This is a genomic window from Streptomyces sp. NPDC001663 (assembly GCF_042893105.1).
Taxonomy (GTDB): domain Bacteria; phylum Actinomycetota; class Actinomycetes; order Streptomycetales; family Streptomycetaceae; genus Streptomyces.
This window is the reverse complement of sequence record NZ_JBIAUR010000007.1, coordinates 455,013-480,052: the sequence shown is the minus strand read 5'-3', so window position 1 is coordinate 480,052 and position 25,040 is coordinate 455,013. Positions and strand designations below refer to the sequence as shown.

19 protein-coding genes and 1 tRNA gene are annotated in these 25,040 nt (G+C 70.2%); 13 read left to right on the top strand and 7 right to left on the bottom strand.

Going from position 1 to position 25,040, the window contains the following annotated elements; all coding sequences use genetic code 11:
* Window positions 1-16: 16 nt before the first annotated feature.
* Window positions 17-2,596: an ABC transporter permease gene (locus tag ACFY1L_RS24760; RefSeq protein ID WP_388828158.1), complete on the bottom strand. Its 2,580-nt coding sequence runs from the start codon at window positions 2,594-2,596 to the stop codon at window positions 17-19.
* Entirely contained in the window at window positions 2,593-3,381 is a 789-nt protein-coding gene (locus ACFY1L_RS24755; RefSeq protein WP_388828155.1) for an ABC transporter ATP-binding protein, read from the bottom strand. The genes ACFY1L_RS24760 and ACFY1L_RS24755 overlap by 4 nt, the downstream gene beginning before the upstream one ends.
* Before the next feature lie 424 nt (window positions 3,382-3,805).
* Between ACFY1L_RS24755 and ACFY1L_RS24750 the strand changes: the two genes are divergently transcribed.
* The 3 genes from ACFY1L_RS24750 to ACFY1L_RS24740 all read left to right on the top strand — a co-directional run bounded on the left by ACFY1L_RS24750 (window position 3,806) and on the right by ACFY1L_RS24740 (window position 7,576).
* Window positions 3,806-5,308, top strand: a complete 1,503-nt coding sequence (locus ACFY1L_RS24750; protein ID WP_388828152.1) for an MFS transporter — start codon at window positions 3,806-3,808, stop codon at window positions 5,306-5,308.
* A 217-nt stretch (window positions 5,309-5,525) separates the two neighbouring features.
* Window positions 5,526-5,969, top strand: coding sequence for a DUF485 domain-containing protein (locus ACFY1L_RS24745; RefSeq protein WP_388828149.1), 444 nt, complete (start codon window positions 5,526-5,528; stop codon window positions 5,967-5,969).
* Window positions 5,966-7,576, top strand: a complete 1,611-nt coding sequence (locus ACFY1L_RS24740) for a cation acetate symporter (protein ID WP_388828146.1) — start codon at window positions 5,966-5,968, stop codon at window positions 7,574-7,576. The genes ACFY1L_RS24745 and ACFY1L_RS24740 overlap by 4 nt, the downstream gene beginning before the upstream one ends.
* Window positions 7,577-7,631: 55 nt before the next feature.
* Here the strand turns inward: ACFY1L_RS24740 and ACFY1L_RS24735 are convergent, their stop codons facing one another.
* From ACFY1L_RS24735 to ACFY1L_RS24725, 3 genes are all read right to left on the bottom strand, one after another.
* Window positions 7,632-8,519 (bottom strand): cellulose-binding protein, encoded by an 888-nt coding sequence (locus tag ACFY1L_RS24735; RefSeq protein ID WP_388828144.1) that lies wholly within the window; start codon window positions 8,517-8,519, stop codon window positions 7,632-7,634.
* Window positions 8,520-8,698: 179 nt separating this feature from the next.
* Window positions 8,699-11,803 carry an SUKH-4 family immunity protein gene (locus tag ACFY1L_RS24730; protein ID WP_388828141.1) on the bottom strand — a complete coding sequence of 1,035 codons (3,105 nt, stop codon included), beginning with the start codon at window positions 11,801-11,803 and terminating at the stop codon, window positions 8,699-8,701.
* Window positions 11,804-11,811: 8 nt separating this feature from the next.
* Complete coding sequence (locus tag ACFY1L_RS24725) at window positions 11,812-12,831, bottom strand: SMI1/KNR4 family protein (RefSeq protein ID WP_388828138.1); 1,020 nt, start codon at window positions 12,829-12,831, stop codon at window positions 11,812-11,814.
* Window positions 12,832-13,121: 290 nt separating this feature from the next.
* Here ACFY1L_RS24725 and ACFY1L_RS24720 point away from each other — a divergent pair, with 290 nt between their 5' ends.
* Both ACFY1L_RS24720 and ACFY1L_RS24715 read left to right on the top strand, forming a co-directional pair.
* On the top strand, window positions 13,122-13,658 hold the full coding sequence (locus ACFY1L_RS24720; protein ID WP_388828135.1) for a YwqJ-related putative deaminase: 537 nt from the start codon (window positions 13,122-13,124) through the stop codon (window positions 13,656-13,658).
* Between the two features lie 70 nt (window positions 13,659-13,728).
* Window positions 13,729-14,223, top strand: coding sequence for an SUKH-3 domain-containing protein (locus ACFY1L_RS24715; RefSeq protein ID WP_388828411.1), 495 nt, complete (start codon window positions 13,729-13,731; stop codon window positions 14,221-14,223).
* A gap of 16 nt (window positions 14,224-14,239) precedes the next feature.
* Here ACFY1L_RS24715 and ACFY1L_RS24710 read toward each other — a convergent pair whose 3' ends face one another.
* Window positions 14,240-15,547 (bottom strand): sensor histidine kinase, encoded by a 1,308-nt coding sequence (locus tag ACFY1L_RS24710; protein ID WP_388828132.1) that lies wholly within the window; start codon window positions 15,545-15,547, stop codon window positions 14,240-14,242.
* A 167-nt stretch (window positions 15,548-15,714) separates the two neighbouring features.
* Here ACFY1L_RS24710 and ACFY1L_RS24705 point away from each other — a divergent pair, with 167 nt between their 5' ends.
* From ACFY1L_RS24705 to ACFY1L_RS24670, 8 genes are all read left to right on the top strand, one after another.
* Entirely contained in the window at window positions 15,715-16,575 is an 861-nt protein-coding gene (locus tag ACFY1L_RS24705) for a helix-turn-helix domain-containing protein (protein ID WP_388828129.1), read from the top strand.
* Window positions 16,576-16,589: 14 nt separating this feature from the next.
* Window positions 16,590-16,663: transfer RNA gene (locus tag ACFY1L_RS24700), tRNA-Gln, on the top strand.
* Between the two features lie 125 nt (window positions 16,664-16,788).
* Entirely contained in the window at window positions 16,789-18,237 is a 1,449-nt protein-coding gene (gene glmU / locus ACFY1L_RS24695; protein ID WP_388828126.1) for a bifunctional UDP-N-acetylglucosamine diphosphorylase/glucosamine-1-phosphate N-acetyltransferase GlmU, read from the top strand.
* Between the two features lie 75 nt (window positions 18,238-18,312).
* Window positions 18,313-19,293 carry a ribose-phosphate diphosphokinase gene (locus tag ACFY1L_RS24690; RefSeq protein WP_388828124.1) on the top strand — a complete coding sequence of 327 codons (981 nt, stop codon included), beginning with the start codon at window positions 18,313-18,315 and terminating at the stop codon, window positions 19,291-19,293.
* Window positions 19,294-19,512: 219 nt separating this feature from the next.
* Entirely contained in the window at window positions 19,513-20,109 is a 597-nt protein-coding gene (locus ACFY1L_RS24685) for a 50S ribosomal protein L25/general stress protein Ctc (protein WP_388828121.1), read from the top strand.
* Between the two features lie 108 nt (window positions 20,110-20,217).
* Window positions 20,218-20,820 carry an aminoacyl-tRNA hydrolase gene (gene pth / locus ACFY1L_RS24680; protein ID WP_388828118.1) on the top strand — a complete coding sequence of 201 codons (603 nt, stop codon included), beginning with the start codon at window positions 20,218-20,220 and terminating at the stop codon, window positions 20,818-20,820.
* A 64-nt stretch (window positions 20,821-20,884) separates the two neighbouring features.
* Complete coding sequence (locus ACFY1L_RS24675; protein ID WP_388828115.1) at window positions 20,885-21,388, top strand: hypothetical protein; 504 nt, start codon at window positions 20,885-20,887, stop codon at window positions 21,386-21,388.
* 135 nt (window positions 21,389-21,523) lie between these two features.
* Window positions 21,524-22,192 (top strand): LPXTG cell wall anchor domain-containing protein, encoded by a 669-nt coding sequence (locus ACFY1L_RS24670; RefSeq protein WP_388828112.1) that lies wholly within the window; start codon window positions 21,524-21,526, stop codon window positions 22,190-22,192.
* 70 nt (window positions 22,193-22,262) lie between these two features.
* Here the strand turns inward: ACFY1L_RS24670 and ppc are convergent, their stop codons facing one another.
* Entirely contained in the window at window positions 22,263-25,004 is a 2,742-nt protein-coding gene (gene ppc, locus ACFY1L_RS24665; protein WP_388828109.1) for a phosphoenolpyruvate carboxylase, read from the bottom strand.
* Window positions 25,005-25,040: the final 36 nt, after the last annotated feature.

Sequence of the window (25,040 nt, the reverse complement as noted above, 5' to 3'; positions counted from 1 at the left end):
CCCCCGTGTGCGGTGGCTATTCGGTGGCGATCGCGTTCAGCACGTTCATCCGTCCCGCCCTGAACGCCGGGATCAGTGCCGCGAACAGGCCCACGAAGGCCGAGCCGAGGAAGACCGCGGTCAGGGTCGGCCAGGGGATCTCCAGGACCTTCAGACCCTCCAGGGCGAGGAGCTTCTGGGCGGTTGCGCCCCAGCCCATGCCGAGGCCCAGGCCGAGCAGGGCGCCGAAGAGGGCGATGACCACCGACTCCATGCGGATCATCCGGCGCAGCTGGCGGCGGGAGAGACCGATCGCCCGCATCAGGCCGATCTCCCTCGTCCGCTCGACCACCGAGAGGGCCAGGGTGTTCACGACACCGAGGATCGCGACCACGATCGCCAGTGCCAGCAGGCCGTAGATCATGTTCAGCAGCTGGCCGATCTGGTCCTTCAGCGCCTGCTTGTAGTCGGTCTGGTCGCGCACCTTGTACTGCGGGTAGTCGTGCAGCGAGGACTTCAGCGCCTTGTAGGCCGCGTCCTGCTGCCCGTCCTTGGCGGTGGCGAAGACCAGCTGGTCGAGCGGCATCTTGTCGGCCGGCACGTACTTCGCCAGCGTGGCGATCGACGTGTACTTCGCACCCGCGTCGATGACGACGTCGCTGCTGGTGATCGCCCGAACCGTCAGTTCGGCCGTGCGCCCGTCCTTGAAGGCCACCTTGATCTTCGAGCCCAGGTGGATGTCGTGCGCCTTGGCGAACTTCTCGTGGACCGACATCGAGTCGGGCCTGTACGCGTCCTTGAGGTTCCCGGCGACCGTCTTGGTGCGCAGGTCGGTCGCGTAGGTCGGGTCGGCCGCCGTGATGTCCGTGTCCTTGAGCAGCTTGCCGTCGGGGGTGGTGTAGTCGGCCTCGGTCGTCCGGTACTCGGTGACCCGCTCAAGACCCGGCGTCGACTTCACCGCCTTCACGGCCTGCGGGGTGACCTGCTGCCCGTTGTCGTTCTGGATGATGAAGTCCGTACCGACCGTCTTGTCGAGCTGGTCCGTCGCCGAGGCGACCATGGAGGAGCCGACCACCGACAGGCAGGCGACCAGCGCGAGCCCGATCATCAGGGCGGCGCCCGTGGCACCGGTACGGCGCGGGTTGCGCAGCGCGTTCCGCTCGGCCATCCGCCCGACCGGGCCGAACATCCGCAGCAGTACGGCACCCAGGACGCGCACCACACCGGCCGCGAGCAGCGGTCCGATCACGACGAACCCGATGAGCGAGAGCACCACACCGAGGCCCAGCCACAGCGAACCGTCCTTCGCCTTGTCGACGTGGGCGGCCAGGTAGAGGCAGTAGCCACCGGCACCGGTCATCACCAGGCCGACCAGGGCCCGGATCCGGCCCGCCTTCGCGTCCGCCGGAGCCCCGGCATCCCGCAGCGCGGCCATCGGCGAGACCTTGCCGGCCCGGCGGGCGGGCAGGTAGGCGGCGAGGACGGTGACCACGACGCCCAGGAGCAGGCCGACCACCGGGGTCGTCCACGCGACCGTCAGGTCGGCGGTCGACAGGTGCATGCCCATGGAGCCCATGAGTTTCATCAGCCCGACCGCGAGCCCGACACCCGCACCGACACCCAGCACCGATCCGAAGACACCCAGCAGCAGCGCCTCGACCAGCACGGACCGGTTGACCTGCCCGCGGGAGGAGCCGACGGCCCGCATCAGGCCGATCTCCCGCGTCCGCTGCGCGACCAGCATCGAGAAGGTGTTGATGATCAGGAAGATGCCGACGAGGAAGGCGATCCCGGCGAAGCCGAGCATCGCGTACTTCATGACGTTCATGAAGCCCTCGACGTCCTTCTGGTTGGCGTCGGCGGTCTCCTTGGCGGTCTGCACCTTGTAGCCGCCGCCGAGCTCCGCGGCGACGTTCGTCTTCAGCTGTGCGTCGGTCACGCCGGAAGCGGCAGTGACGTTGACGTTCGTGTAGACGCCGGTCTGGCCGACGAGGGTCTCCTGGGCCGTCTTGGTGTCCAGGTAGAAGATCGCCGCACCCGGGTTGGTGACCTGGAAGTCGGCGATGCCGGAGATCTTCGCGTCGTGCGTGCCGACCGCGCTGATCACGCCGAGCGGGTCGCCGAGCTTCAGGTGGTGCTTGTCGGCGGTGTCGGCGTCGACCATCACCTGGTCCGGCCCCTTGGGCGCCGTACCGGAGGTGATCTTCATGGTGCGGGCGTCGTTGGAGTTCCAGTTGCCGACGATGGTCGGGGCGCCGCTGGACGGCGACAGGTTGTTCTTCTTGCCGTCGACCACGGTCACGGAGGTCGAGAAGACGGTCCCCTGCGCCGACTTCACGCCCTGCGCCGCGCGCACCTTGCCGACCACGGACGCCGGCATCACCGGCGGCTTGCCGTTGTCGGCGGTCGTCTCACCGCTGTCCGAGGCACCCTTGGCGCTCACGGTCACATCGGACGAGGTGGCCTGGAACAGCTTGTCGAACGTGGTGTTCATGGTGTCGGTGAAGACCAGCGTCCCGCAGACGAAGGCCACCGACAGCAGGACCGCGATGGCCGAGAGGGCCATCCGCCCCTTGTGCGCAAAGAAGTTGCGCATCGATGTCTTCATGACAGTCATGACGTACGTCCCCGGGCGTCGAAGTCCTTCATACGGTCGAGGACGGCGTCGGCGGTCGGCTTGTACATCTCGTCGACGATCCGGCCGTCGGCGAGGTACAGGACGCGGTCCGCGTACGAGGCCGCCACCGGGTCGTGCGTGACCATCACGATGGTCTGGCCGAGCTCGTCGACCGACCGCCGCAGGAAGCCCAACACCTCGGCGCCGGCCCGGGAGTCGAGGTTTCCGGTCGGCTCGTCACCGAAGATGATCTCGGGCCGTGCGGCCAGCGCACGCGCCACGGCGACACGCTGCTGCTGACCGCCGGAGAGCTGGGTCGGCCGGTGCTTGAGCCGGTCGGAGAGCCCGACGGTGTCGACGACCCGCGCCAGCCACTGCTTGTCGGGCTTGCGCCCGGCGATGTCCATTGGCAGCGTGATGTTCTCGAGCGCGTTCAGCGTCGGCAGCAGGTTGAACGCCTGGAAGATGAACCCGACCCGGTCCCGCCGCAGTTGCGTGAGCTTCTTGTCCTTCAGCCCGGTGATCTCGGTCTCGTCGAGGTAGATCTGCCCGGAGGTGACGTTGTCGAGCCCGGCGAGGCAGTGCATGAGCGTGGACTTGCCGGACCCCGAGGGGCCCATGATCGCGGTGAACTGACCGCGCGCGATGTCCACATCCACATGGTCGAGGGCGACGACACGGGTCTCTCCGGCCCCGTACGCCTTGACGACCTGTCGCGCCCGGGCGGCAACGGCCGTACGCCCTCCAGTGCCCCCGTGCCTGGGAATGGTCACGGCCGATGTCATGGTAAGTCTCCTATGTCGGTTACGAAGGTGACGCACGTGTGCTGCGTCGGCTCGGTCCTGCGGCTTGCGGTCTGCGGACTTGCGATTCGCTACGTCGATGAGTCTGGCGGCGGAGAGGGGTGCCGCGCGCTGGTGCCCAGCACCCTCTTCTACGGGGGAAAACCCCACCCCCACCGGTTCGGTCAGCCGCCCCCCAGCGGCATAAAGCCAGGTTAAGGACGCCCTGGCGCCATCTCCTCCTCCGGCGGTACGAACCCACCCCGGGCCGTAGTGCGGAGGAACCCCTAGGGGCAGTCCACCGACGGGTGGAGGCGATCTCGGGGTTCGGTCCACCCACCGGCCCGCTCAGGTTCCACCCTGCCGCGACGTGAGGGTCAAGTGGGAAGCTGTTCGGCGGCAGATAGATGCAAGGGGAAGGAATCCGGTGGACCAGGGGGACACAGAGATACGGGCGTCGGTGGCGGACGAGCGCCCGCGGGACACACGCAGACGCGGAGCCGTCGTAGCCGCCCTCATGCTCGCGATGGCACTCGCCGCCCTCGACTCGACCATCGTCTCCACGGCCGTCCCACAGATCGTCGGCGATCTCGGTGGCTTCTCGGTCTTCTCCTGGCTCTTCTCCGGCTATCTGCTCGCCGTCACCGTCACGCTCCCGGTGTACGGCAAGCTGTCGGACACCTTCGGCCGCAAGCCGGTACTGATCGCGGGCGCCTCGGTCTTCCTGCTCGGTTCGCTGCTGTGCGCGGTGGCCTGGAACATGGGCGCGCTGATCGCCTTCCGCATCCTCCAGGGCCTGGGCGGCGGAGCACTCCAGGGCACGGTCCAGACCCTGGCCGCCGACCTCTACCCGCTGAAGGACCGCCCGAAGATCCAGTCCAAACTCTCCACGGTGTGGGCGGTGTCGGCGGTGGCCGGCCCGGGAGTCGGCGGCGTGCTCGCGGCCTACGCCGACTGGCGCTGGATCTTCCTGGTCAACCTGCCCATAGGTGCAGTGGCGTTGTGGCTGATCGTCCGCCATCTCCACGAGCCCGAACGGGAGTCGGGCGGCCGCCCCCGTATCGACTGGGCGGGCGCACTGACGGTGTTCGCGTGCGGAGGCGTACTGCTGACGGCCTTGGTGCAGGGCGGGGTGGCATGGCCGTGGCTGTCGGGGCAGTCAATCGCCTTGTTCGGTACGGGACTTGCGCTGGTCGGCGTCGTGGTGGCCGTGGAGCGCCGGGCGGCCGAGCCGATCATCCCCGGGTGGGTGTGGCGGCGCCGTACGATCGCCGCGGTCAATCTGGCCCTGGGGGCGCTGGGTCTGCTGATGGTGGCGCCGAGCGTGTTCCTGCCGACGTACGCGCAGTCGGTGCTGGGGCTGGCGCCGGTCGCGGCGGGCTTCGTCCTGTCCGTCTGGACGCTGAGCTGGCCGGTGTCGGCGGCCCTCAGCCAGCACGTGTACCGGCGGATCGGCTTCCGCAACACGGCCATGCTGGGCATCGGGACGGCGTCGCTGATCCTGTTCGCGTTCCCGTTCCTGCCGTATCCGGGAGCGGCGTGGCAGCCGGCGCTGCTGATGCTGTTGCTGGGCGGCGCGCTGGGGTTGTTCCAACTCCCGCTGATCGTCGGGGTGCAGTCGACGGTGGGCTGGGCGGAACGGGGCACGACGACGGCGTCCGTCCTCTTCTGCCGACAGACCGGCCAGACGATCGGCGCGTCGGTGTTCGGCGCGGTGGCCAACGGGGTGCTGGCGGCGCGGCTCGGCGGTGCGGGCGACCTGGACTCCGTGACGCGGGGACTGGACGCGGGTGCGGTACCGGAGGCGACGCGGCGGGCGATCGCGGACGCGGTGCACGCCGTGTATCTGGGCGCCGGGTGCGCCGCGGCGCTGGCGTTCGTGGTGCTGCTGGTGCTGGCGCCGCGACGCTTTCCGGTGCTCAAGGACTGACGGTCGATCCCATCGGCGTAGGTCAACTCAGCCGTCAAAAGTCTGAGTTAACCGGGGTAACACCCGAGGTCAGCGCAGTAAGCGCATACCGACCAATCAGTTTGGTGAAACCCTCGCGCAATCCCGGTACCGGCGAGTAGCGTGCGTGACTCCGCTTTCCACCCCCATCTCCCTGCGGTCCCCCGCACAGGACCCGAGCCACGCAAGGAGCACCGGGATGTCCTACGACTCGTCCCCGTCCTACCCGTACCGACATCCGGCGCAGGAGGCACCGCCCGCCTACCCGACCTACCCCTGGCAGCCGCCCGAGGCGCCACCCGAACCGGCCAGACGACGCCGGCCGGCCGAGCCCGCCCTCGGGCACCACAGCGACCTGCGGGTCCTGCGCAGCGCCTACCGCTGGCAGCGGCGCACCGCGACGCTCACCGCGCTCGGCTACTTCACGCTCTTCCTGATCCTGTCGGCGTCGGCGCCCTCGTTCATGTCGAGCACCGTCACCGACGGCCTGCCGGTCGGGCTGCTGCTCGCGCTGCTGCAGATCCCCGTGACCTGGCTGGCGATCGCGCTGTACGAGCACACGGCCGGCCGCTACGTCGACCCGATCGCGGACCGCATCCGCAAGCAGTCCGAACTGGACGCCAAGCGGGAGGCCGCACGATGACCGGGTTCAGCGGCAACGCGCAGGCCATGTCCCTCGTCGCCTTCTCCACCGTCGCCACCATCACGCTGCTGCTGTGCGTGATGACGGGCCCGGACCGCGACGACCTGGACGAGTTCTACACCGGCTACGGCTCCCTGTCCCCCATGCGCAACGGCCTCGCGATCGCCGGCGACTACATCTCCGCGGCGACCGTGCTGGGCACGGGCGGCGTGATCGCCCTGTGCGGCTACGACGGGATCGCGCTGGCCCTGAGCACGGCACTGTCGCTGATGCTGCTGATGTTCCTGCTGGCCGAACCCCTGCGCAACGCGGGCCGGTTCACCATGGGCGACGCGCTGACCCGCCGAATGCCCGGACGCGGCGTGCGGATCACCGCGTGCGTGGTGACCATCGCCGCGCTGATGCCGCTGATGCTGGTCCAACTGGCCGGAACGGGACAGCTGTTGGCGTTCATCCTCGGCTTCTCCGGCGACGCGCTGAAGACCGGCTGCATCATCGGGCTCGGCGCCCTGATGATCAGCTACGCGGCGATCGGCGGCATGAAGGGCACCGCCCTCATCCAGATCCTGAAGATGGTGATGCTGCTCGGCTCGGGCGCCGTGGTCGCCCTGCTCATACTGCGGCGCTTCGACTGGGACCCGGGGGCGCTGTTCAACACGGCGGCCGCGCAGAGCGGGGTCGGTTCCTCCTTCCTGCGCTCCGGCGTCGAGTTCGCGGGCAGCCCCAACCCCCGCCTGGACATGATCACTTCGGAGCTGACGGTCGTCCTGGGCGGCGCCTGCCTCCCGCACGTCACCATGCGCATGTACACCGCGCGCAGCGCCCGTCAGGTGCGGCGCTCGATGTCGTGGGCGGTGTCCTCGGTGGTGCTGTTCGTCCTGATCATGACCGTCGTCGGGTTCGGCGCGACGGCCCTGATCGGCCGCGCGGTGATCGCCCAGGCGGACCCGCAGGGCAACACGGCGTATCTGCTGGGTTCGCGGGCCGCGTTCGGCGCGGACGTGTCGACGGCGGAGACGTTCCTGTTCACGACGGTGACCACGGCGATCTTCCTGACCCTGCTCGCCTCCGTCGCCGGCATGATCCTCGCCTGCGCCAACTCCCTCGCCCACGACGTCTTCGCCGCCCGCGTGCAGGAGATGTCGACACAGCGCGAGATGACGCTGGCCCGGCTCTCGGCGCTCGCGGTCGGCGCCCCGGCGATCTTCCTCGCCACCCTGGTCCAACACCGCAGCCTGCAGCCCCTGGTGACGCTCTCCTTCTGCCTCGGCGCCTCCGCCATCGCGCCCGCGCTGGTCTACAGCCTCTTCTGGCGCCGTTACACCCGGACGGGCCTGCTGAGCACCCTGATCGGCGGCACGCTCGCGGTCCTGCTCTTCATGTCGGGCACCAACCTGGTCTCCGGCTCGCCCGTCTCGGCCTTCCCCGACGCCGACTTCAACTGGTTCCCGTTCACGACGACGGGCCTGGTGACGATCCCCCTCGGCTTCGCCTTCGGCTGGCTGGGCACGGTGGTCTCCGGCCGCCGCGCATCGGAGGAGCAGCGGCGGCAGTACGAGGCCGTGGAGGGATGGATCCTGGCGGGAGCGGTCAGGCGGGGCGGCTGACTCCGGATTTCATCCGGCCGGGGGCGCCCACGTGCAGTGATGGCGCCCCCACCCGTCACTCTCCGGGCGCCGACCCCGTCAACGCCGTAAGACTGTTCCGTACGTTGTCCATCTGCGTCTGCATGAAGTCGCACTGTTCCCTGTGCCCGCGCACCACCTGCTCCGTCTCCCGGGCGATCCGCTCCTCCTGCATCCGCGCCCCCGCGAGGATCTCGGCGGCACGCGCATGTGCGTCCTCCTCGGACCGGCGCGTGAACTCCTCCGCCTCCGCGAACAGCCGCTCCGCCTCGGCCAGCGCCGCCTCCGCCCGCACCACCCGATCGGACCGCCGTACGTCCGACGCGGCCGCCCGGTCGTCCTCCGCGCGGTCCATCTCGGCCAGCCGGTCGGCGAGCTCCTTGGCCTGCTCGATGAGCTTCCCGGAGGTGCGCTGCCGTACTTCACGGAGCGCGGCCAGCGCTTCACCGCGGCGCTCCTTCACCTCGCGCCGGGTGGAGACCCGGATCTCGTCGGCCTCGGCCTGCGCCGTGAGAAGCAGCTGCCGGGCGCGCTCCTCGGCCTCGCCGCGCACCTCGTCGGCGTACGCCTGCGCGGCACCGCGCAGGCTCTTCGCGTACGCCTCCGCATCGTCCTCGATCCGCTGCGCCTCCCGCCGCCCGCGCTTGCGCACGGCCTCGGCCTCCTCCTGCGCGAACGTGAACAGACGCCGGGCGCCGTCCCCGAGCGCCTCGTACGTCTGGGGTGCGAGCTGCGCCACCTCCTCCGCGAGGATGGCCGCCTCCTCCTCCATCTCCCTGGCGAGCACGGTGAGGCGGGCCGCCCGTTCCCAGGCGGCATCCCGGTCGAGGGAGAGGGCGTCGGCAAACGCTTCGACCTGTTCGGGACGGTAACCGCGCCCCCGTACGGCCCCGAAGCCGTGGGGCGAGACCGGTGCGCTGCTCATCCTGGAACCCCTCTCCGCCGAACGGTCAAGAAATGATGATTGCGCGCACATCTTGATGTATCGGACGTAAGTGTTCATAACGCGACACTCCGCGCGTGGTAACGGTCATGACGCGCACACAAAAGGGCCGGGCCCGGTCACAGCGACCGGGCCCGGCCCTTTCGGCACTCAGGCTCGCGTTACAACAGCCCGTCCCACATCTGCTCCAGCAGCACCGACCACCAGCTCTCCGGCGAGCCGAGCGCCGCCGGGTCGAGGGAGGCCAACTGGGCCTGGAAGTCGACGGTCCAGCGGCCCGCCTGCTCCTGGTTCAGCCCGAACCTGAGCCGCCACATCCGCCCGAGCAGCGCCAGGCACCGCTGGAGCTCCGGCAGCCCCGTGTTCACGAACTGCGGCGGCACGGGCGCACCACCGGGCCCGGCCTCCACCGGCACGGCCACGATGTTCGCGGTGCCGTACTGGACACAGATCGCCCGGCCGAAGTCGCTGCCCATGACGAGGTACGAGCCCGCGTCCGCGGCCGGCTGCACCCCGCGCTCCTGCGCCAGTTCGGCGAGCGTCGGCACCGGCCGCCCCGGCTGGGCCTGCGCCCAGAAGAACGGACCCATGTCCATCGGCAGGCCCGCCACCACCAGCGAGTGCGCCACCACCGGCGGCACGCCCTGCCGGGACACCGCCTGCTGCTCGAACCGGAAGAGCCCCGGCCCGAACGCGCCGGCCAGCTCCTGCGCCACGGCCTCCGGCGGAATCGGCGGCGCGGCCTGCACCGGCGGCAACGGCGCGCGCACCGGCGCCGGTCGGGCCGGCCCGTCCGCCACCTGGTGCAACTCGCCCTGGTGCGCGATCAGTTGCTGCATGCCCTGCTGCCGGCTCGCGTGATCCGTGCCGTACGGGGCGATGCTCGTGATCCGCGCCTGCGGCCACTGCTCCCGGATCATCCGCGCACAGTACGCACCCGGCAGCTCGCACGACTCCAACTCGGTGTGCAGCTCCAGCACCTGGTCCGGCGGCACGTTCATACCGCGCAGCTCGTGGAAGATCTGCCACTCCGGATGCGGGGTCCCGGGCGCGGACCGCCGGATCAACTGCTGCTCGGACCCGTCCTGCGCGCGATAGCGAAGCACGGCCTGGTAACCGGGTCCGACCGTCGGCTGCCCCTGCTGCTGCGGGTAGCCGTAGGCAGGCGGCGGTACGGCACCGGGCGCCATCGGCGGCTGAGGTGCACCGCCCGGCGCCATACCCGGGCCACCCGGAACACCAGGGGCGCCGGGCGCCTGCGGCGGCGGAGGCGTACCGGGAGGACCGACCGGGGGCGCACCGGGGGCACCGACCGGAGGTGCGGCCAGCACGGTCTCGGCGTGGTGAACGGCACCTCGCGCACCGCCGGGAGCACCAGGGGCACCCGGCGGCTGGGATGCACCGGGCGCACCCGGCGGCTGCGGCGCACCAGGCTGGTTCGGGGCACCCGGGACGCCAGGGGCCTGCGGCGGCGGAGGCGTACCGGGAGCGCCGGGCACACCAGGGGCGCCCGGCGGCTGCGGCGCGCCGGGGCCCATCCGACCGGGGTCGGCGAGCATCGTGGCGGCGTGGTGGACACCGCCGGGAGGCGCACCGCCGGGGGTGTTCGGAGCACCGGGCGGATTCGGCGCACCAGGCGGGTTCGGGGCGCCCGGAGGCTGCGGCGCGCCGGGAGGCTGCGGAGCCCCCAGCCCGGCGGGGCCCTCGGGCCCGTCGGGACCGAGCGCCGACACGAGCTGCGTCGGGACGTACCCGCCCGCACCGGGCCCGGCGGGAGGCGGCGGCGCACTCCCCGGCCGCGCACCGGGAGCCCCCGGCGCGCTCGGCGGAGGCGGCGTCGTCGAACCCCGACGCGGCGGAGGCCCGGCCTTGCTGGTCGCGGCATCGGCAATGTCCCCGGCATTCGGCGCGAGCGGCCGCCCCGGCCCGGCAGGCGGCTGAGGCGCACCGCCGGGCGCCTGCGGGTAGCCGTAGGAGGAAGGAGGCGGAGGCGCACCGCCGGGAGCGGAAGCGCCCGGGCCCTGGGGGTAGCCGTATGTGGAGGCACCCGGCGGAGGCGGAGGAGTGGCACCCGGAACGGGAGCACCCGGCGCCGCGGGAGCGCCCGACCCCTGCGGATACCCATACGTCGAGGCACCCGGCGGAGGCGGAGGAGTAGCGCCCGGCGCGGGAGCACCCGGCGCAGGCGGAGGGGTAGCACCCGGAACGGGAGCACCCGGCGCGGCGGGAGCGCCCGGCCCCTGCGGATACCCATACGTCGAGGCACCCGGCGGAGGCGGAGGAGTAGCGCCCGCAGCGGGGGCACCCGGCGGAGGCGTGCCCGGCGCCGCGGCCGCACCCTGGCCCTGCGGATAGCCGTATGTGGAGGCACCCGGCGGAGGCGGAGGCGTGGCACCCGGCGCCTGCGCACCCGGGCCACCCGCACCCTGCGGATACCCATAAGCCGCCCCACCCGGCGCAGGCGGCGGCACAGCCCCGGGCGCAGGCGCGCCCGGCGTCCCCTGATCGTTGAGCGCCGGTGCCACCGCGGTCCGCGGAAGCTGGCTGCCGCCCGACATCAGAGCCGTCTTGGCGTCCGGCGGGGTGTCCTCGTCGGGCTCGCCCAGCGGCGGTGCGAACACCGTCGCGGGCAGCGGTACCGAACGGTCCTCACCGCCGCCATCGGCGTTCGTGTCGGTCCCGGCCCAGGGAGTCGCCCCGGCGGGCGTACCAGGAACACCGGGCGAACCCGCCGGCGCCCCGGCCTTCGGCCACCCCGCACCGCCGTCGGGCACCCCGGCCTGCGTCTCGGGAAGCCCCCCGTTCGCGGAGGCGCCGTCGGTCGAAGAAGCCGTAGCAGCAGACGCGCCGGCCGAAGCCGCCGCACCCGAGCCACCCCTGCGGTCCGCGATGCCCAGCTTGTCCGCCGCCTCCTGCAACCACTCCGGCGGACTCAGCAGGAACGACGTCTGATTCAGATCCACCCGCGCCGCGGGGGCCGCCGGCACAGGCTCCTCCGCCTCGTCCGGCCGGCCGTACTCCTCCTCGTACCGGCGAATCACCTCACCCACCGGCAGCGAGGGCCACAGCGTCGCCTCGCCACTGTCCCGGGCGATCACCAGCCGCTGCGCACCACCGTCCGAACGCGGCCCGTCCGCACGATCCTCGGCCCACACCACGAACCCGAGCTCGAACTCCCGCACCCGCACCTCACGGTGCTGGTACGACGGCAACTCCCCGTTGATCCACTCCTCGGCGCGCTCCTGCGCCTGCGCGAAGGTCACCATCGAAACGCTCACTCCCCCTCGGACGACACGGGAACAGAACGCGCGAACCCGCCGTCCACCATCAGATTCGCCACCGTCTCCAACTCCGGCGGATTGCCCGCCAGTCGGGACAGAAACGCGTCGAAGTCCTCACCGCACGGCAGCAACAACCGCTCCACCCGATCCGCCGGCGCCCACGAGGGATCCACGTCCCGCGCATCGTCGTACGCGCAGAACCACACCGAACCGATCCGCTCACCCTTCACCTTCACGGCGAGCAGACCGCCCTGCACGAACCCAACACCCAAGTAATCCTTGGTCAGATGGTCGCGCAGGCACTTGTTGACGTACACCAGGTCATTGACGGCCGCCTCGTCCCGCACCGTGAAGAACGGCTGGTCGATCAGCAACCCCAACTCGGCGTCCAACGCCGCACCCACCGGCGCACACCCGCCCGCCGCCTTCAAGAACGAACGGTACGCACCCGGCAACCGGTACCCGAGGTCCTCCTCGACCCCCTGCACCTGCGCCTCCGTCACCGCCACACCCGACTTCGGCAGCCCGATGTGCGTCGGCCGGGTCTCCTGCAACGGCCGCGTACCCCGCTTGTTCTGGTCGACCGCCGCCGTGGCGATCCCGCCGTGATGCCGCAGCAACGCCTTCACCTCGACCGGCACCAGCTCAAGCCGCCGCGAACCCACCACGTGATGCCACGTCCAGCCGTGCGGCGTCGCCACCGCAGGCACCGTGTCCCACAACTCGTGCCCGGACGCCGACAACGCCGCATTCGCCGACACATAGTCCGTCAGCCTGAGCTCGTCGACACCGAAACCCTCGGGCGGCTCCGCGATTTCCGCAGCAGCACGCGCGTAGGCCGAGAAATCGGGGTAACCCCGCTCGTCGATGCGTACCCCTCTCGGGTGACGCCCCGCCCGCACCGGATCCGGGAAATGCACGACCTGCCCGGCATAGGCCGCGTTCGGCGGCGCGGCTTGTCCCCCAGCCTGGCGGCTGGGCGGTGCCCCCAGCCCGAGCCGACCTGTCGTCATGGCGGTTGCCCCCTGCGGCACTCTGTACGGACCCCAGTGACCACCTCCGGCCACCACACCCCGTATGTCTGACTGTCTCCACGCGTAGGCCGCATGGATCGCGGTGCCGACAGCCTATGCGGTACGACGACACCGGTCACCGGGCACCGGTCAGCCCCCCTCCGCTTCCGTGACCAGCCGTCACCCTGCCGTGACAGCCCGCCCAAACCCGGGCGTGTCGCACCGCCCCAGCTTCCGCACCAGCCACGGCATTTGGCACTCTGTGACGTCCGGGGGATGCTCGGGAGGGGATGACGATCATGAACGTGACGCAGACGGGACCACAGTCGGCACCGCACACGGGGACCTCCGGCGACCCCCGCATCGGCTGGAGCGCCACCGAGACCTCGCCCGCGCCCGCCCTCCGCCACCGCCGCGACGGCATACTCCCCACCGTCGCCGCCGCCCTCTCCGTCCGCGGCGCCACCCTCACCGGCACCGCCGCCCGCGGCGACCAGCCGCCCGCCCTGCACCCGCTGGTCCAGGACTTCCTCGACACCCTCACCAGCGCCCAGCGCGACCGCTTCACCGGCCGCTGCGCCGAGACCATCCTCATCTCCCGGCACATAGCCGCCGCCGACGCCGCCCGCAGCAAGCGCGCCGCCCGCAAGCCCATGACCAACGGCGAGGCCCGCAAGGCCCTCAAACAGGCCAAGCTCACCGCCCGCCGCATCCGCGAGGACGGCGACCCGCTCCACGGCAGCTTCGCCGCCCCCTGCCGCGCCTGCACCGCGCTCAGCGCCCACTTCGGAGTCCGCATCGTCGACCCCGCAGCGGCAGAGGACTGACACCCCACACCCAGCACCACCGGCAAGACGGCCCCGGGCCGGCCCCATGACCTCGACGATCGAAGGGCAGATGCACCCCGACCGCACCTCGACCACGCGCTTCCCCGTACCCGTCGACGCCGCCCTGCGCGCCGCCGGCTGGCAACCCGGACGCTGGGACATAAAACAGGCCGAGATCTGGGCCGACGCCCTGCGCGAACACGCCTCACCCGCAGGCCACCGGCACGCCGTCTTCCCCGCCGCCGTCGAGGCCTGGGCCGAGTTCGGCGGCCTGCACATCACACCCGGCGGCCCCGGCCGCCAGGTCGCCCCCGCCGCCCTCCACCTCGACCCCCTGCACGGCCTCCACCTCGCCCGCACCCTCGGCGACCTCGGCCGCGCCCTCGACACCGAACTCAGCCCCCTGGGCACCGAGACCGAGACCCGCTCCCTCCTCGCCATCGACGCCGAAGGCCGCGTCTACACCCTCGACCACACCGGCGACTGGTACCTCGGCCCCGACATCGACCAGGCCCTCGCCGGCCTCGTCGCAGGCATCGAACCCGTACGCCTCACCGCGGGCTGAGCAGAGGACCGGAGCGCTACGCCGCCGGAATCACCGCAGACACCCGGAAACCGCCCGCGTCCGTCGGCCCCGACACGAACACACCGCCCAGCGCGGTGACCCGCTCCTTCATCCCCACCAGCCCGTTCCCCCCGGACGGCAACCGCGCCGACACCGCCGAGGACACCTCCGGCGGCGGCTCGTTCTCCACCTGCATCGCTATCTCCGACACCCGGTGCGCCACCCGCACATGCGTCTTCGCCCCCGCCGCATGCTTGTGGACGTTCGTCAACGCCTCCTGCACGACCCGATACGCGGTCTGCTCGATCTCGGCGGCATACATCCGCACATCCCCCTCGACGGACAGATTCACCACCATCCCCGCGGCCGCCGACTGCCCGACAAGCTCCTCCAACTCCTCGAGACAGGGCCCCTCACCCTCATCAGCGGCCTTCGAGGCAGCCACGGCCGCGGCCACCCCCACCGCCGCCAACGGAACGGCCTGCTCGGCCCGCCGAGCACCCCCGTCCCCGCTCCTCAACACCCCGAGCATCTCCCGCAACTCGGTCAACGCCTGCCGCCCCATGTCCCCCACGAGCGCCGCATTTTTCACGGCCTTCTCAGGATCCTTCCGAGCAACGGCCTGCAGAGCAGCAGCATGCACCACCATCAGACTCACCCGATGCGCAACGACGTCATGCATCTCCCGCGCAATCCGGGTCCGCTCCTCGTTCCGCGCCCACTCCGCCCGCTCCTCCGCCCGCTCGGCGAGCAGCTGCAACTCCCGCTCAAGACTGTCGGCCCGCTCCCGCAGACTCTCCATCAGCCGCCGCCGAGCCCCCACATACAGACCGAGCAGCAACGGCGGCGCGGTCATCCCGATCGCCGTGGTGATCGCGGCGAACGGCACGAACCAGTCGCCGAGCTTCCAGTCGCCGTGCGCCATGTCCTGCCGTACCCGCACGAACATCACGATCAGCATGCCGACCAGCGACATACCGGCCAGCGAGGCGATGATCCGGCGGGGCAGCTCGGAGGCGGCGAGCGTGTACAGCCCGACGATGCCCATCAGATAGCCCATCTGGGCCGGCGTAATGGCGATGGACACGAGCACAACGGCAATGGGCCACTGCCGCCGCACGACCAGCGCGGACCCTGCGATCACCCCGAAAACAATCCCCGCGGCGAGCGGGATCCCCGCGTCCCGCGCGAACCGGATCCCCTCGAACGCACACTCCACCGCGGACGCCACCGCGAGGCCGACGTCCAGCGCCGCACTGCGCCACCTCGCCCACCACCACGGCCCTCCCCGGGCCGCGGCGTGGTCTTCCCCCGTCGTGGTCATGCCTCCAGCCTACGGGCGCCGGGCGCGGGTTTTCCGGTGAGTTTCCGGGACTGGCCTACACCACACTCCGTGACCGCTCGAGCACGAAACAGCCCGATATCCCTCGAACTGCTGAATCGGTCACTGTTCGATGCCGGAAGATCGTATTCCGCCCGGACGGTATGCCCATGGCACATCCACATGGCAAATACGCCGACTTCGAGGGACTGCGGGAACGGGCGGTCGCGCTACGGCGCGGGGGCTACAGCCTTCGACAGATCCGCGACGAGCTGAAGATCTTCAACAACGACATCCTCAACCAGCTGGTGAAGGGGGAGCCGCCGCCGGAGTGGACGAAGCGGCCGAACGCGAAGGACGACCTGCGGGCGAGGGCGCGGGAGCTTCGGCTGGAGGGCTGGACGTACGACCAGATCGAGGCCGAGTTGGGGTGCTCGCGGAGTTCGGTCTCTCTGTGGGTGCGGGATCTGCCGAAGCCGGAGCCGCGCTACACGCCCGAGGAGCACCGGGAACTGATGCAGGCCGGGCTGGCACGCCTGCGCAACGCGCAGGACGAGGAGCGCACGCGAGTCAAGGAAGGTGCCGCCCAGGAGGTTGGCGAACTCGCCGACCGGGACCTGTTCATGGCCGGCGTCGCTCTCTATTGGGCCGAGGGACAGAAGAGCAAGCCGTACCAGCGCCGCGAGGTTGTCAACTTCGTCAACAGCGACCCGGCGGTGATCCAGGTCTTCCTGGCCTGGCTCGATTTGCTCGGCGTAGCCCGCGAGCGCCTCAGGTTTCGGGTCATGATCCATGAGAGCGCAGACGTGGCAGGTGCCGAGAAGTACTGGGCCGACATCGTCGGCATTGACGCATCTGCACTGCAGCGGACGACACTCAAGAAGCACAACCCCAAGACCGTTCGCAAGAACGTCGGCGACAGTTATCGCGGGTGCCTCGTCATCCGCGTCCGGCAGGGAGCCGAGCTGTATTGCCGTATCGAGGGCTGGTGGAACGGGATAGCTGCTGGCGCAGCCGCGCGACTCCGGTAAGGTCTGACGCACTGTCCCCCGTGGTGTAACCCGGCAGCACACCAAGTTTTGGTCTTGGCAGGTCAAGGTTCGAATCCTTGCGGGGGAGCTACAGTGCACAACACTTCAGTTCGGGCCCTGACAGCACTGTCAGGGCCCGCTCTCATGTCCCCCACGAAACGCCCCGGTATCCTGCGGATGTCCCCACCCACTCCACAGCCGAAGGGCAACCCCGTGAGCGCCATTCGCCCGGCAGCCGTCGTCGTTCTCGCAGCGGGTGAGGGCACCCGTATGAAGTCGGCCACACCCAAGGTCCTGCATGCGATCTGCGGACGCAGCCTCGTGGGCCATGTGCTCGCCGCCGCCCGCGAGTTGGACCCCGAGAACCTCGTCGTCGTGGTCGGGCACGCACGGGAGAAGGTCGGCGCCCATCTCGCTGAGATCGACCCCGCCGTACGCACCGCCGTGCAGGCGGAGCAGAACGGCACGGGCCACGCCGTACGCATCGCTCTGGACGAGCTCGGCGGCAGTGTCGACGGAACCGTCGTCGTCGTGTGCGGCGACACTCCGCTTCTCACCGGCGAGACGCTTCGGCAGCTCGCCGCCACCCACACCTCCGACGGCAACGCCGTGACCGTGCTGACCGCCGAGGTCCCGGACGCCACCGGTTACGGACGGATCGTGCGGGACGAGAACACCGGTGCCGTCACCGAGATCGTCGAGCACAAGGACGCGAGCGAGACCCAGCGGGCGATCCGGGAGATCAACTCCGGGGTGTTCGCCTTCGACGGGCACCTGCTCGCCGACTCCCTCAAGAAGGTGCGGACGGACAACAGTCAGGGCGAGGAGTACCTCACCGACGTCCTGGGGATTCTGCGCGAGGCGGGTCACCGCGTGGGCGCCTCCGTCGCCGGCGACCACCGCGAGATCGCCGGGATCAACAACCGTGTGCAGCTCAGCGAGGCCCGGCGGATCCTCAACGACCGGCTGCTGACCGAGGCGATGCTCGCCGGTGTGACCGTGATCGACCCGGCGACTACCTGGGTCGACGTGACCGTCACCTTCGAGCAGGACGCCGTCGTCCACCCGGGCACCCAGCTGCACGGCTCCACGCACGTCGGCGAGGGCGCGGAGGTGGGCCCCAACAGCCGGCTGACGGACACGCGTGTCGAGGCCGGTGCCCGCGTGGACAACACGGTGGCCAACGGTGCGCACGTGGGGCCGCAGGCGAGCGTGGGGCCGTACGCCTATCTGCGGCCCGGTACGCGGCTCGGGCTCAAGTCGAAGATCGGTACGTACGTGGAGACCAAGAACGCGGCGATCGGTGAGGGGACCAAGATTCCGCATCTGTCCTACGTCGGTGACGCGACCATCGGTGACTACACCAACATCGGTGCGGCCAGCGTGTTCGTGAACTACGACGGGCAGGAGAAGCACCACACCACCGTCGGGTCACATTGCCGTACGGGTTCGGACAATATGTTTGTGGCTCCCGTCACGGTCGGGGACGGTTCGTACACCGCCGCGGGGTCCGTGATCACGAAGGACGTGCCGCCCGGTTCGCTGGCCGTGGCCCGTGGTCAGCAGCGGAATATCGAGGGTTGGGTGGCTCGCAAGCGTCCGGGCAGCGCGGCTGCGAAGGCGGCCGAGGCGGCGTCTCGGCAGGTCGAGGGCGAGGACTGACCGGAAACGGGTGCGCCAAACACGGCGTACCGTGATAAGTGCACACCCAGTTGAGACACCTCTGAGGAGACAGCTGTGACCGGGATCAAGACGACCGGCGAGAAGAAGATGATGTTCTTCTCCGGCCGCGCCCACCCCGAGCTTGCCGAGGAGGTCGCCCAACAGCTGGGTGTCGGGGTCGTCCCGACGAAGGCCTTCGACTTCGCGAACGGCGAGATCTACGTTCGGTACCAGGAGTCGGCGCGCGGCGCCGACTGCTTTGTGATCCAGAGCCACACGGCTCCGATCAACCAGTGGATCATGGAGCAGCTGATCATGATCGATGCCCTGAAGAGGGCTTCGGCGCGCTCCATCACCGTCATCGTGCCGTTCTACGGCTATGCCCGGCAGGACAAGAAGCACCGTGGTCGTGAGCCGATCTCGGCCCGTCTGATCGCGGATCTGATGAAGACGGCCGGTGCGGACCGGATCCTGACCGTGGATCTGCACACGGACCAGATCCAGGGCTTCTTCGACGGTCCGGTGGATCACCTCTTCGCTCTTCCGCTGCTTGCGGACTACGTGGGCCGGAAGGTGGACCGGGACAAGCTGACGGTCGTGTCGCCGGACGCGGGGCGTGTGCGGGTGGCCGACCGGTGGTGCGACCGTCTCGGTGCGCCGCTCGCGATCGTGCACAAGCGGCGCGACAAGGACGTGGCGAACCAGGTGACCGTCCACGAGGTCGTGGGTGAGGTCAAGGGTCGGGTCTGTGTGCTGGTCGACGACATGATCGACACCGGTGGCACGATCTGTGCCGCCGCCGACGCCCTCTTCGCGCATGGTGCCGAGGACGTCATCGTGACGGCGACGCACGGTGTGTTGTCCGGTCCCGCGGCCGACCGTCTGAAGAACTCGCGGGTGAGCGAGTTCGTGTTCACGAACACGCTGCCGACGCCGGGTGAGCTGGGCGGGGACCTGGACAAGATCACGGTGCTGTCGATCGCGCCGACGATCGCGAGTGCGGTGCGTGAGGTGTTCGAGGACGGTTCGGTGACGAGCCTGTTCGACGAGCAGTAGTCCTGCTCGTCCGGTTGATCGCCCGCTCCCGGGGGGCGCTCAAGGTCAACTTCTCTGCGGCCTCCCTTGCCGAGTAGACTGCTCCAGTTGCTCGGCGAGGGAGGCCGTACTCGTGCCGAAAGGTTCGGGATACGGCGGTCCGTTATCGACGCGCTCTTCGTAGCAGGCCGTTCGTGGCCGGGTGACCACGTCCGTTTCTGTTTCATACGAGGAGTGATCATGTCCGAGGTCAAGATCTCCGCCGAGACCCGTACCGAGTTCGGCAAGGGTGCCGCCCGTCGTATCCGTCGTGACAGCAAGGTTCCCGGTGTGCTGTACGGCCACGGTTCCGACCCGCTGCACCTGACCCTTCCGGGCCACGACCTGCTTCTTGCCCTGCGTACGCCGAACGTCCTGATCTCCCTGGACATCGACGGCAAGACCAACGAGCTGGCGATCCCGAAGGCCGTTCAGCGTGACGCGATCAAGGGCTTCCTGGAGCACGTCGACCTGCAGCTGGTCAAGCGTGGCGAGAAGGTCACGGTCGAGATTCCGGTGCACGCCGAGGGCGAGCTGGCCCCGGGTGGCAACCTGCTGGAGCACGTGCTGAACGCGCTGCCGGTCGAGGCCGAGGCCACGCACATCCCCGAGTCGGTCACGGTGTCGGTCGAGGGCCTGGAGGCCGGTGCCTCGATCCTCGCCAAGGACATCACGCTGCCGAACGGCACCACGCTGGCCGTCGACGGTGACGCGGTCGTGCTGCAGGTCCTGGCCGCGCAGGCCGAAGAGGCCGTGGAGGGTGAAGAGGCCGCGGGCGAAGAGGTTGCCGAGGCCTGATCCTCGCCCCACCGCGTTCGACAGTTCGTCAGCCGCTGTTCCCGTACGGGGCAGCGGCTGGCTGCTGGGGGTCTGGGGGTCATCCCCCAGAAAGCACAGCAAGGAGAGATGGACGTGACCACCCCCTCTAGTGCCCCGTGGCTGGTCGTCGGCCTGGGGAATCCGGGACCCGAGTATGCGATGAACCGGCACAACGTGGGGTTCATGGTGGCCGATCTGCTGGCCGAGCGGATCGGGGGGAGGTTCAAGCGGGCGGGCAAGGCGCAGGCGCAGGTCGTGGAGGGGCGGATCGGGCCGCCGGGGCCGGGGAACCGGCGGGTGATTCTGGCGAAGCCGATGTCGTACATGAATCTGTCGGGCGGTCCGGTGAACGCGTTGCGGGAGTTCTACAAGGTGCCGCTCGCGAACATCGTTGCGGTGCATGACGAGTTGGACATCGATCACGGGACGCTGCGGTTGAAGCTCGGTGGTGGGGACAACGGGCACAACGGGTTGAAGTCGATGACGAAGGCGATGGGGGCGGACTATCACCGGGTGCGGTTCGGGATCGGGCGGCCGCCGGGGCGTATGCAGGTGGCGGACTTCGTGTTGAAGGACTTCTCGTCGGCGGAGCGCAAGGAGTTGGACTACTTCGTGGACCGGGCTGCGGATGCCGTGGAGTGTCTGGTGATCGAGGGGCTGGAGCGGGCGCAAAGCACGTACAACTCCTGACTTGTCCCCGGCTGGGGTGTGACTTGTCCCCCAGCTCGGTTGACTGGCCGTGCGGGCATGGCCAATGATCCCCGCCATGCCCGCCACAGCCACCTCTTCCCGTCAGTCCTCGGTCGTCGCGCTGCGTTTCGGGCGGTTCGCGGCGATGGGTACGGTCGCCGTCCTGATTCTGATTGCCGGTGTGTGGGCGTCGTGGGGGACGGCTCAGTACGTGATGCTGACCAAGGGGCGGGAGCACGGCACGATCGAGGTGACGCGGTGCGGTGCGGACACCTGCACGGGCCCGTACACGCCGGTTTCGGCGGGGTCGCAGGCGCGTGAGCGGATGGTCATCGAGAAGTCGGTGGCGGTGCGCAAGGGGCAGACGTACAGCGTGGTGGTGAAGCCGGGCGGCGGTGAGGTCGTGCGCAGTGGTCCGGCGGGGGTGCTGTACTCCTGGGTGCCGTTGGGCGGTGCGTTGTTGCTGGCGTCGGTGGTGGTGGCCGGGGGGCTGGGGCGGACGCGGCCGGCGTGGGTGCTGGCGGGGTCGGGGGTCGCACTGGTTACGGCGGTTTTCGTGACCATTTGATGGCTCTCGCCGTTCTCCACATCTGTGGAGAGCCTGAGTGTTCCCTGTTCGTGATTGACCTTGCGTCAGTCGCGGCTGGATGCTGAGCCGCCCCCTCCACATCTTCCCGTCCACAACTCGAAGATGGACTGCCCCATGCGTACCCTCACCCGCGCCGGCGCCCTGTCCGCCGTCGCCGCGGCAGCGCTGCTCGCCGCTCCGGTCGCCGCCCACGCCACCGCTCCCGGTGACAACGGGACCGTGAAGATCCACGACGCCTCCACCGGCGAGGAGTTGAAGCGCAACGAGCCCCACGTCTGCACGTTCTACCTGGACGCCTTCGGTTTCGACGCCGTCCAGCAGGTCGACTGGCACATCGAGGCCTGGGCTCCGACGGCCGCCACGAAGGGCGAGACCGTGAAGACGGGCGCCATCACGCTGGACGCCAAGGGTCACGGCCGTACGCAGGACCTGTCGCTGCCCGACGGGCACTACAAGCTGTTCTGGAACTTCGACGGTGAGAAGGGCGCCGCCAAGCAGAAGGTGTTCTGGACGGACTGCGAGGGCTCGGACGACGGCGACGGGGCTTGCCCCTGCGATGCGACGCCCGAGCCGTCGGCGTCCTCGTCGGTTCCGGCGTCGGCGTCCCCGAGGCCGGCCTCCGCTGCGGAGCCGGAGGTGTCCTCCTCGCCGTCCGCGCAGGCCGGCGGTTCGGACGACCTGGCCGAGACGGGCAACGGCGCTCCGGTCGGGCTGGTCTCCGGAGTGGCGGCCGCGTTGGTCGCGGCGGGCGGTTACCTCGTGGTCCGCCGGCGCCGGGCCTGACGTACCGGATGCACATGGGGGTGCCCCCGAGCTCGTACGAAGCTCGGGGGCACCCCCATGTGCGGGCGGGTCAGCCGGTGTTGCGCAGGCCGGCCGCCACGCCGTTGACCGTCAGGAGCAGCGCGCGGGACAGGATCGGGTCGGCCTGTTCGCCCGCGGCCGCCGCGTCGCGCTGGCGCTTGAGCAGCGTGACCTGGAGGTAGGAGATCGGGTCCAGGTAGGCGTCGCGGATGGTGAAGGTCTGCTTCAACACCGGGGCGGCGTCGAGGAGTTCGTCCTCGCCGGTCACCTTCAGCACTTCGCGCACGGTGAGTTCGTGCTCGGCCTTGATGGTCTCGAAGACGTGCTTGAGGTCGTCGGGGACGAGGGTGTCGACGTAGTGGGCGGCGATTCGCAGGTCGGTCTTCGCAAGGGTCATCTCGACGTTGGAGATGAAGTTGCGGAAGAAGTGCCACTGTTCGTGCATCTCGTCGAGCACGGTGTCGAGGCCGGCCTCGCGCAGCGCCTTGAGTCCGGAGCCGACGCCGAACCAGCCGGGGACGATCTGACGTGACTGGGTCCAGCCGAAGACCCACGGGATGGCGCGCAGTCCGTCGAGGCCGGCACCCGAGTCGGGGCGTCGGGAGGGCCGGGACCCGAGGTGCAGGTCGGCGAGCTGGTCCACCGGTGTCGACGCGAAGAAGTAGGCGGGCAGGTCGGGGTCCTCGACGAGCCTGCGGTAGGCGGCCTCGGCGGCGTTGCTCACCACGTCCATGGCGGCGTCCCAGCGGGCGAGCGCCTCGACGGACTGGCGGGGGGAGGTGTGCAGGGCGGAGGCCTGCAGCGTGGCCGCGACGGTCAGTTCGAGGTTCTCGCGGGCCAGGGACGGCACGAGGTACTTGTCGGAGATGACCTCGCCCTGCTCGGTGACCTTGATCTCGCCCTCGAGGGTGCCCCAGGGCTGCGCAAGGATCGCGTCGTGCGAGGGGCCGCCGCCGCGGCCGACGGTGCCGCCGCGGCCGTGGAAGAGGCGGAGGCGGACGCCGTAGCGGTGGGCGACGTCGCGCAGGCGCCGCTGGGCGCGGTGGATCTCCCACTGGGAGGTGGTGATGCCGCCGAACTTGGAGGAGTCGCTGTACCCGAGCATGACCTCCTGGACGTCGCCCCTGAGCGCCACCAGACGCCGGTAGGACGGGTCGGAGAGCATGTCCTCGAGGATCGTGTCGGCGGCCTTGAGCTCGTCGGTGGTCTCCAGGAGCGGCACGATGCCGATCTTCGCCCAGCCGGCGTGCAGGTCGACGAGGCCGGCCTCGCGGGCCAGGACGGCGGCGGCGAAGACGTCGTCGGCGCCCTGGCACATCGAGATGATGTACGACTCGACGACCTCGGGTCCGAAGACCTCCAGGGCCCGCTTGACGGTCTGGAAGACGCCGAGGGTCTTCTCGCCGGGGGCGTCGACGGGCGCCGGGGTGGGTGCGAGGGGCCGCCGGGAGCGCAGCTCCTTGGCGAGGAGCTTGCCCCGGTACTCGCGGGGCATGTCGGCGTACCGCCAGGACTCCTCGCCGAGGCGGTCGAAGAGCTGGCCGAGGGCGTGGTGGTGGGCGTCCGCGTGTTCGCGTACGTCCATGGTGGCGAGCTGGAGGCCGAAGGCGGACAGGGTGCGGATGGTGCGGTTCATGCGGCCGTCGGCGAAGAGGCCGCCGCGGTGCTCGCGGAGGGAGGTCTGGATGAGGGTGAGGTCCTGGAGCAGCTCGGCGGTGCCGAGGTAGTCGCGGCCGTCCTCGTGCGGGGTGCCCTTGGCGAGGCGCTGCTTGGTGTTCTCCAGCTTCTGCCGGATGCAGGTGGCCTTGAGGCGGTAGGGCTCCTCGGCGTTGAGGCGCTTGTAGCGGGGGCTGATCTCCGGGAGGCGCTCCAGGTCGGCCTGGAGGGATTCCAGGAGCTCCTCCGTGGCGCCGGTGTAGCGGATGGAGTTCGAGAGGAAGCCGCGGAGTTCGTCGATGAGTTCCAGGGCGTCGTTGATGCCGTGCTCGTGCTGGAGGATCAGGACGTCCCAGGTGACCTGGGGGGTGACGTTCGGGTTGCCGTCGCGGTCGCCGCCGATCCAGGTGCCGAAGGTGAGGGGGCGGGTCTCGTCGGGGAGCTTGACGCCGACGCGCTCCAGTTCGGCGGTGAGGTCCTCGAGGACGTCGCCGACGGCGCCCGCGTGCAGTTCGTCAAGGTAGTAGATGGCGTTGCGGGCCTCGTCGGCCGGTTCGGGCCGTACGACTCGGAGCTCGTCCGTCTGCCACACCAGGTCGATGTTCTCGGCCAGCCGGGTGTCGTAGCGGCGGCGGTCGGCCTCGATGACCGGGGTCTCCAGGAGCGCGGCGATGCGCCGGAGCTTGTTCAGGACCGAGCGGCGCGCGGCCTCGGTCGGGTGGGCCGTGAACACCGGGCGGACATTGAGGTGCCTGACCGTCTGGCGCAGGTGCTCGGGGTCGGCGTCCTTGAGCCGGTCGGCAGTACGGGCCAGCAGGCCGCCCTCGGCGGCGCGCTTGGCGCGCAGTTCGCGGCCGCGGTGGACCTGCTCGGTGACGTTGGCCAGGTGGAAGTAGGTGGAGAAGGCGCGGACCAGCTTGGCCGCGGTCTCCAGTTCGGTGCCGCGCAGCAGCTCGGCGGCGGCTTCTCCGTCCTCGCGGGTGAGGCGGCGGACCTTCTCGACGAGTTCCAGCAGCTCGGGCCCCTCCTGCCGGACGAGGGTCTCGCCCAGGAGGTCACCCAGCCGGCGGATGTCGGCGCGCAGCTCAGTGCTGGTGTTCGGCTGAGAAACAGTCTGGTCGTCGGCACTGCTCACAGGTGCGGCTCCTTGCAGTGTTGAAGCTCGTCCGGG

Excerpts from the sequence above, each read along its gene's own strand:
- ACFY1L_RS24715 (WP_388828411.1), top strand. The coding sequence starts at position 13,729 with ATGCACCCCGACCGCACCTCGACCACGCGCTTCCCCGTACCCGTCGAC.
- ACFY1L_RS24735 (WP_388828144.1), bottom strand. The coding sequence starts at position 8,519 with ATGAGCAGCGCACCGGTCTCGCCCCACGGCTTCGGGGCCGTACGGGGG.
- ACFY1L_RS24705 (WP_388828129.1), top strand. The coding sequence starts at position 15,715 with ATGGCACATCCACATGGCAAATACGCCGACTTCGAGGGACTGCGGGAA.
- ACFY1L_RS24670 (WP_388828112.1), top strand. The coding sequence starts at position 21,524 with ATGCGTACCCTCACCCGCGCCGGCGCCCTGTCCGCCGTCGCCGCGGCA.
- pth (WP_388828118.1), top strand. The coding sequence starts at position 20,218 with ATGGACGTGACCACCCCCTCTAGTGCCCCGTGGCTGGTCGTCGGCCTG.
- ACFY1L_RS24675 (WP_388828115.1), top strand. The coding sequence starts at position 20,885 with ATGATCCCCGCCATGCCCGCCACAGCCACCTCTTCCCGTCAGTCCTCG.
- ACFY1L_RS24755 (WP_388828155.1), bottom strand. The coding sequence starts at position 3,381 with ATGACATCGGCCGTGACCATTCCCAGGCACGGGGGCACTGGAGGGCGT.
- ACFY1L_RS24745 (WP_388828149.1), top strand. The coding sequence starts at position 5,526 with ATGTCCTACGACTCGTCCCCGTCCTACCCGTACCGACATCCGGCGCAG.
- ACFY1L_RS24740 (WP_388828146.1), top strand. The coding sequence starts at position 5,966 with ATGACCGGGTTCAGCGGCAACGCGCAGGCCATGTCCCTCGTCGCCTTC.
- ACFY1L_RS24685 (WP_388828121.1), top strand. The coding sequence starts at position 19,513 with ATGTCCGAGGTCAAGATCTCCGCCGAGACCCGTACCGAGTTCGGCAAG.
- ACFY1L_RS24710 (WP_388828132.1), bottom strand. The coding sequence starts at position 15,547 with ATGACCACGACGGGGGAAGACCACGCCGCGGCCCGGGGAGGGCCGTGG.
- ACFY1L_RS24725 (WP_388828138.1), bottom strand. The coding sequence starts at position 12,831 with ATGACGACAGGTCGGCTCGGGCTGGGGGCACCGCCCAGCCGCCAGGCT.
- ACFY1L_RS24720 (WP_388828135.1), top strand. The coding sequence starts at position 13,122 with ATGACGATCATGAACGTGACGCAGACGGGACCACAGTCGGCACCGCAC.
- ACFY1L_RS24760 (WP_388828158.1), bottom strand. The coding sequence starts at position 2,596 with ATGACTGTCATGAAGACATCGATGCGCAACTTCTTTGCGCACAAGGGG.
- ACFY1L_RS24730 (WP_388828141.1), bottom strand. The coding sequence starts at position 11,803 with ATGGTGACCTTCGCGCAGGCGCAGGAGCGCGCCGAGGAGTGGATCAAC.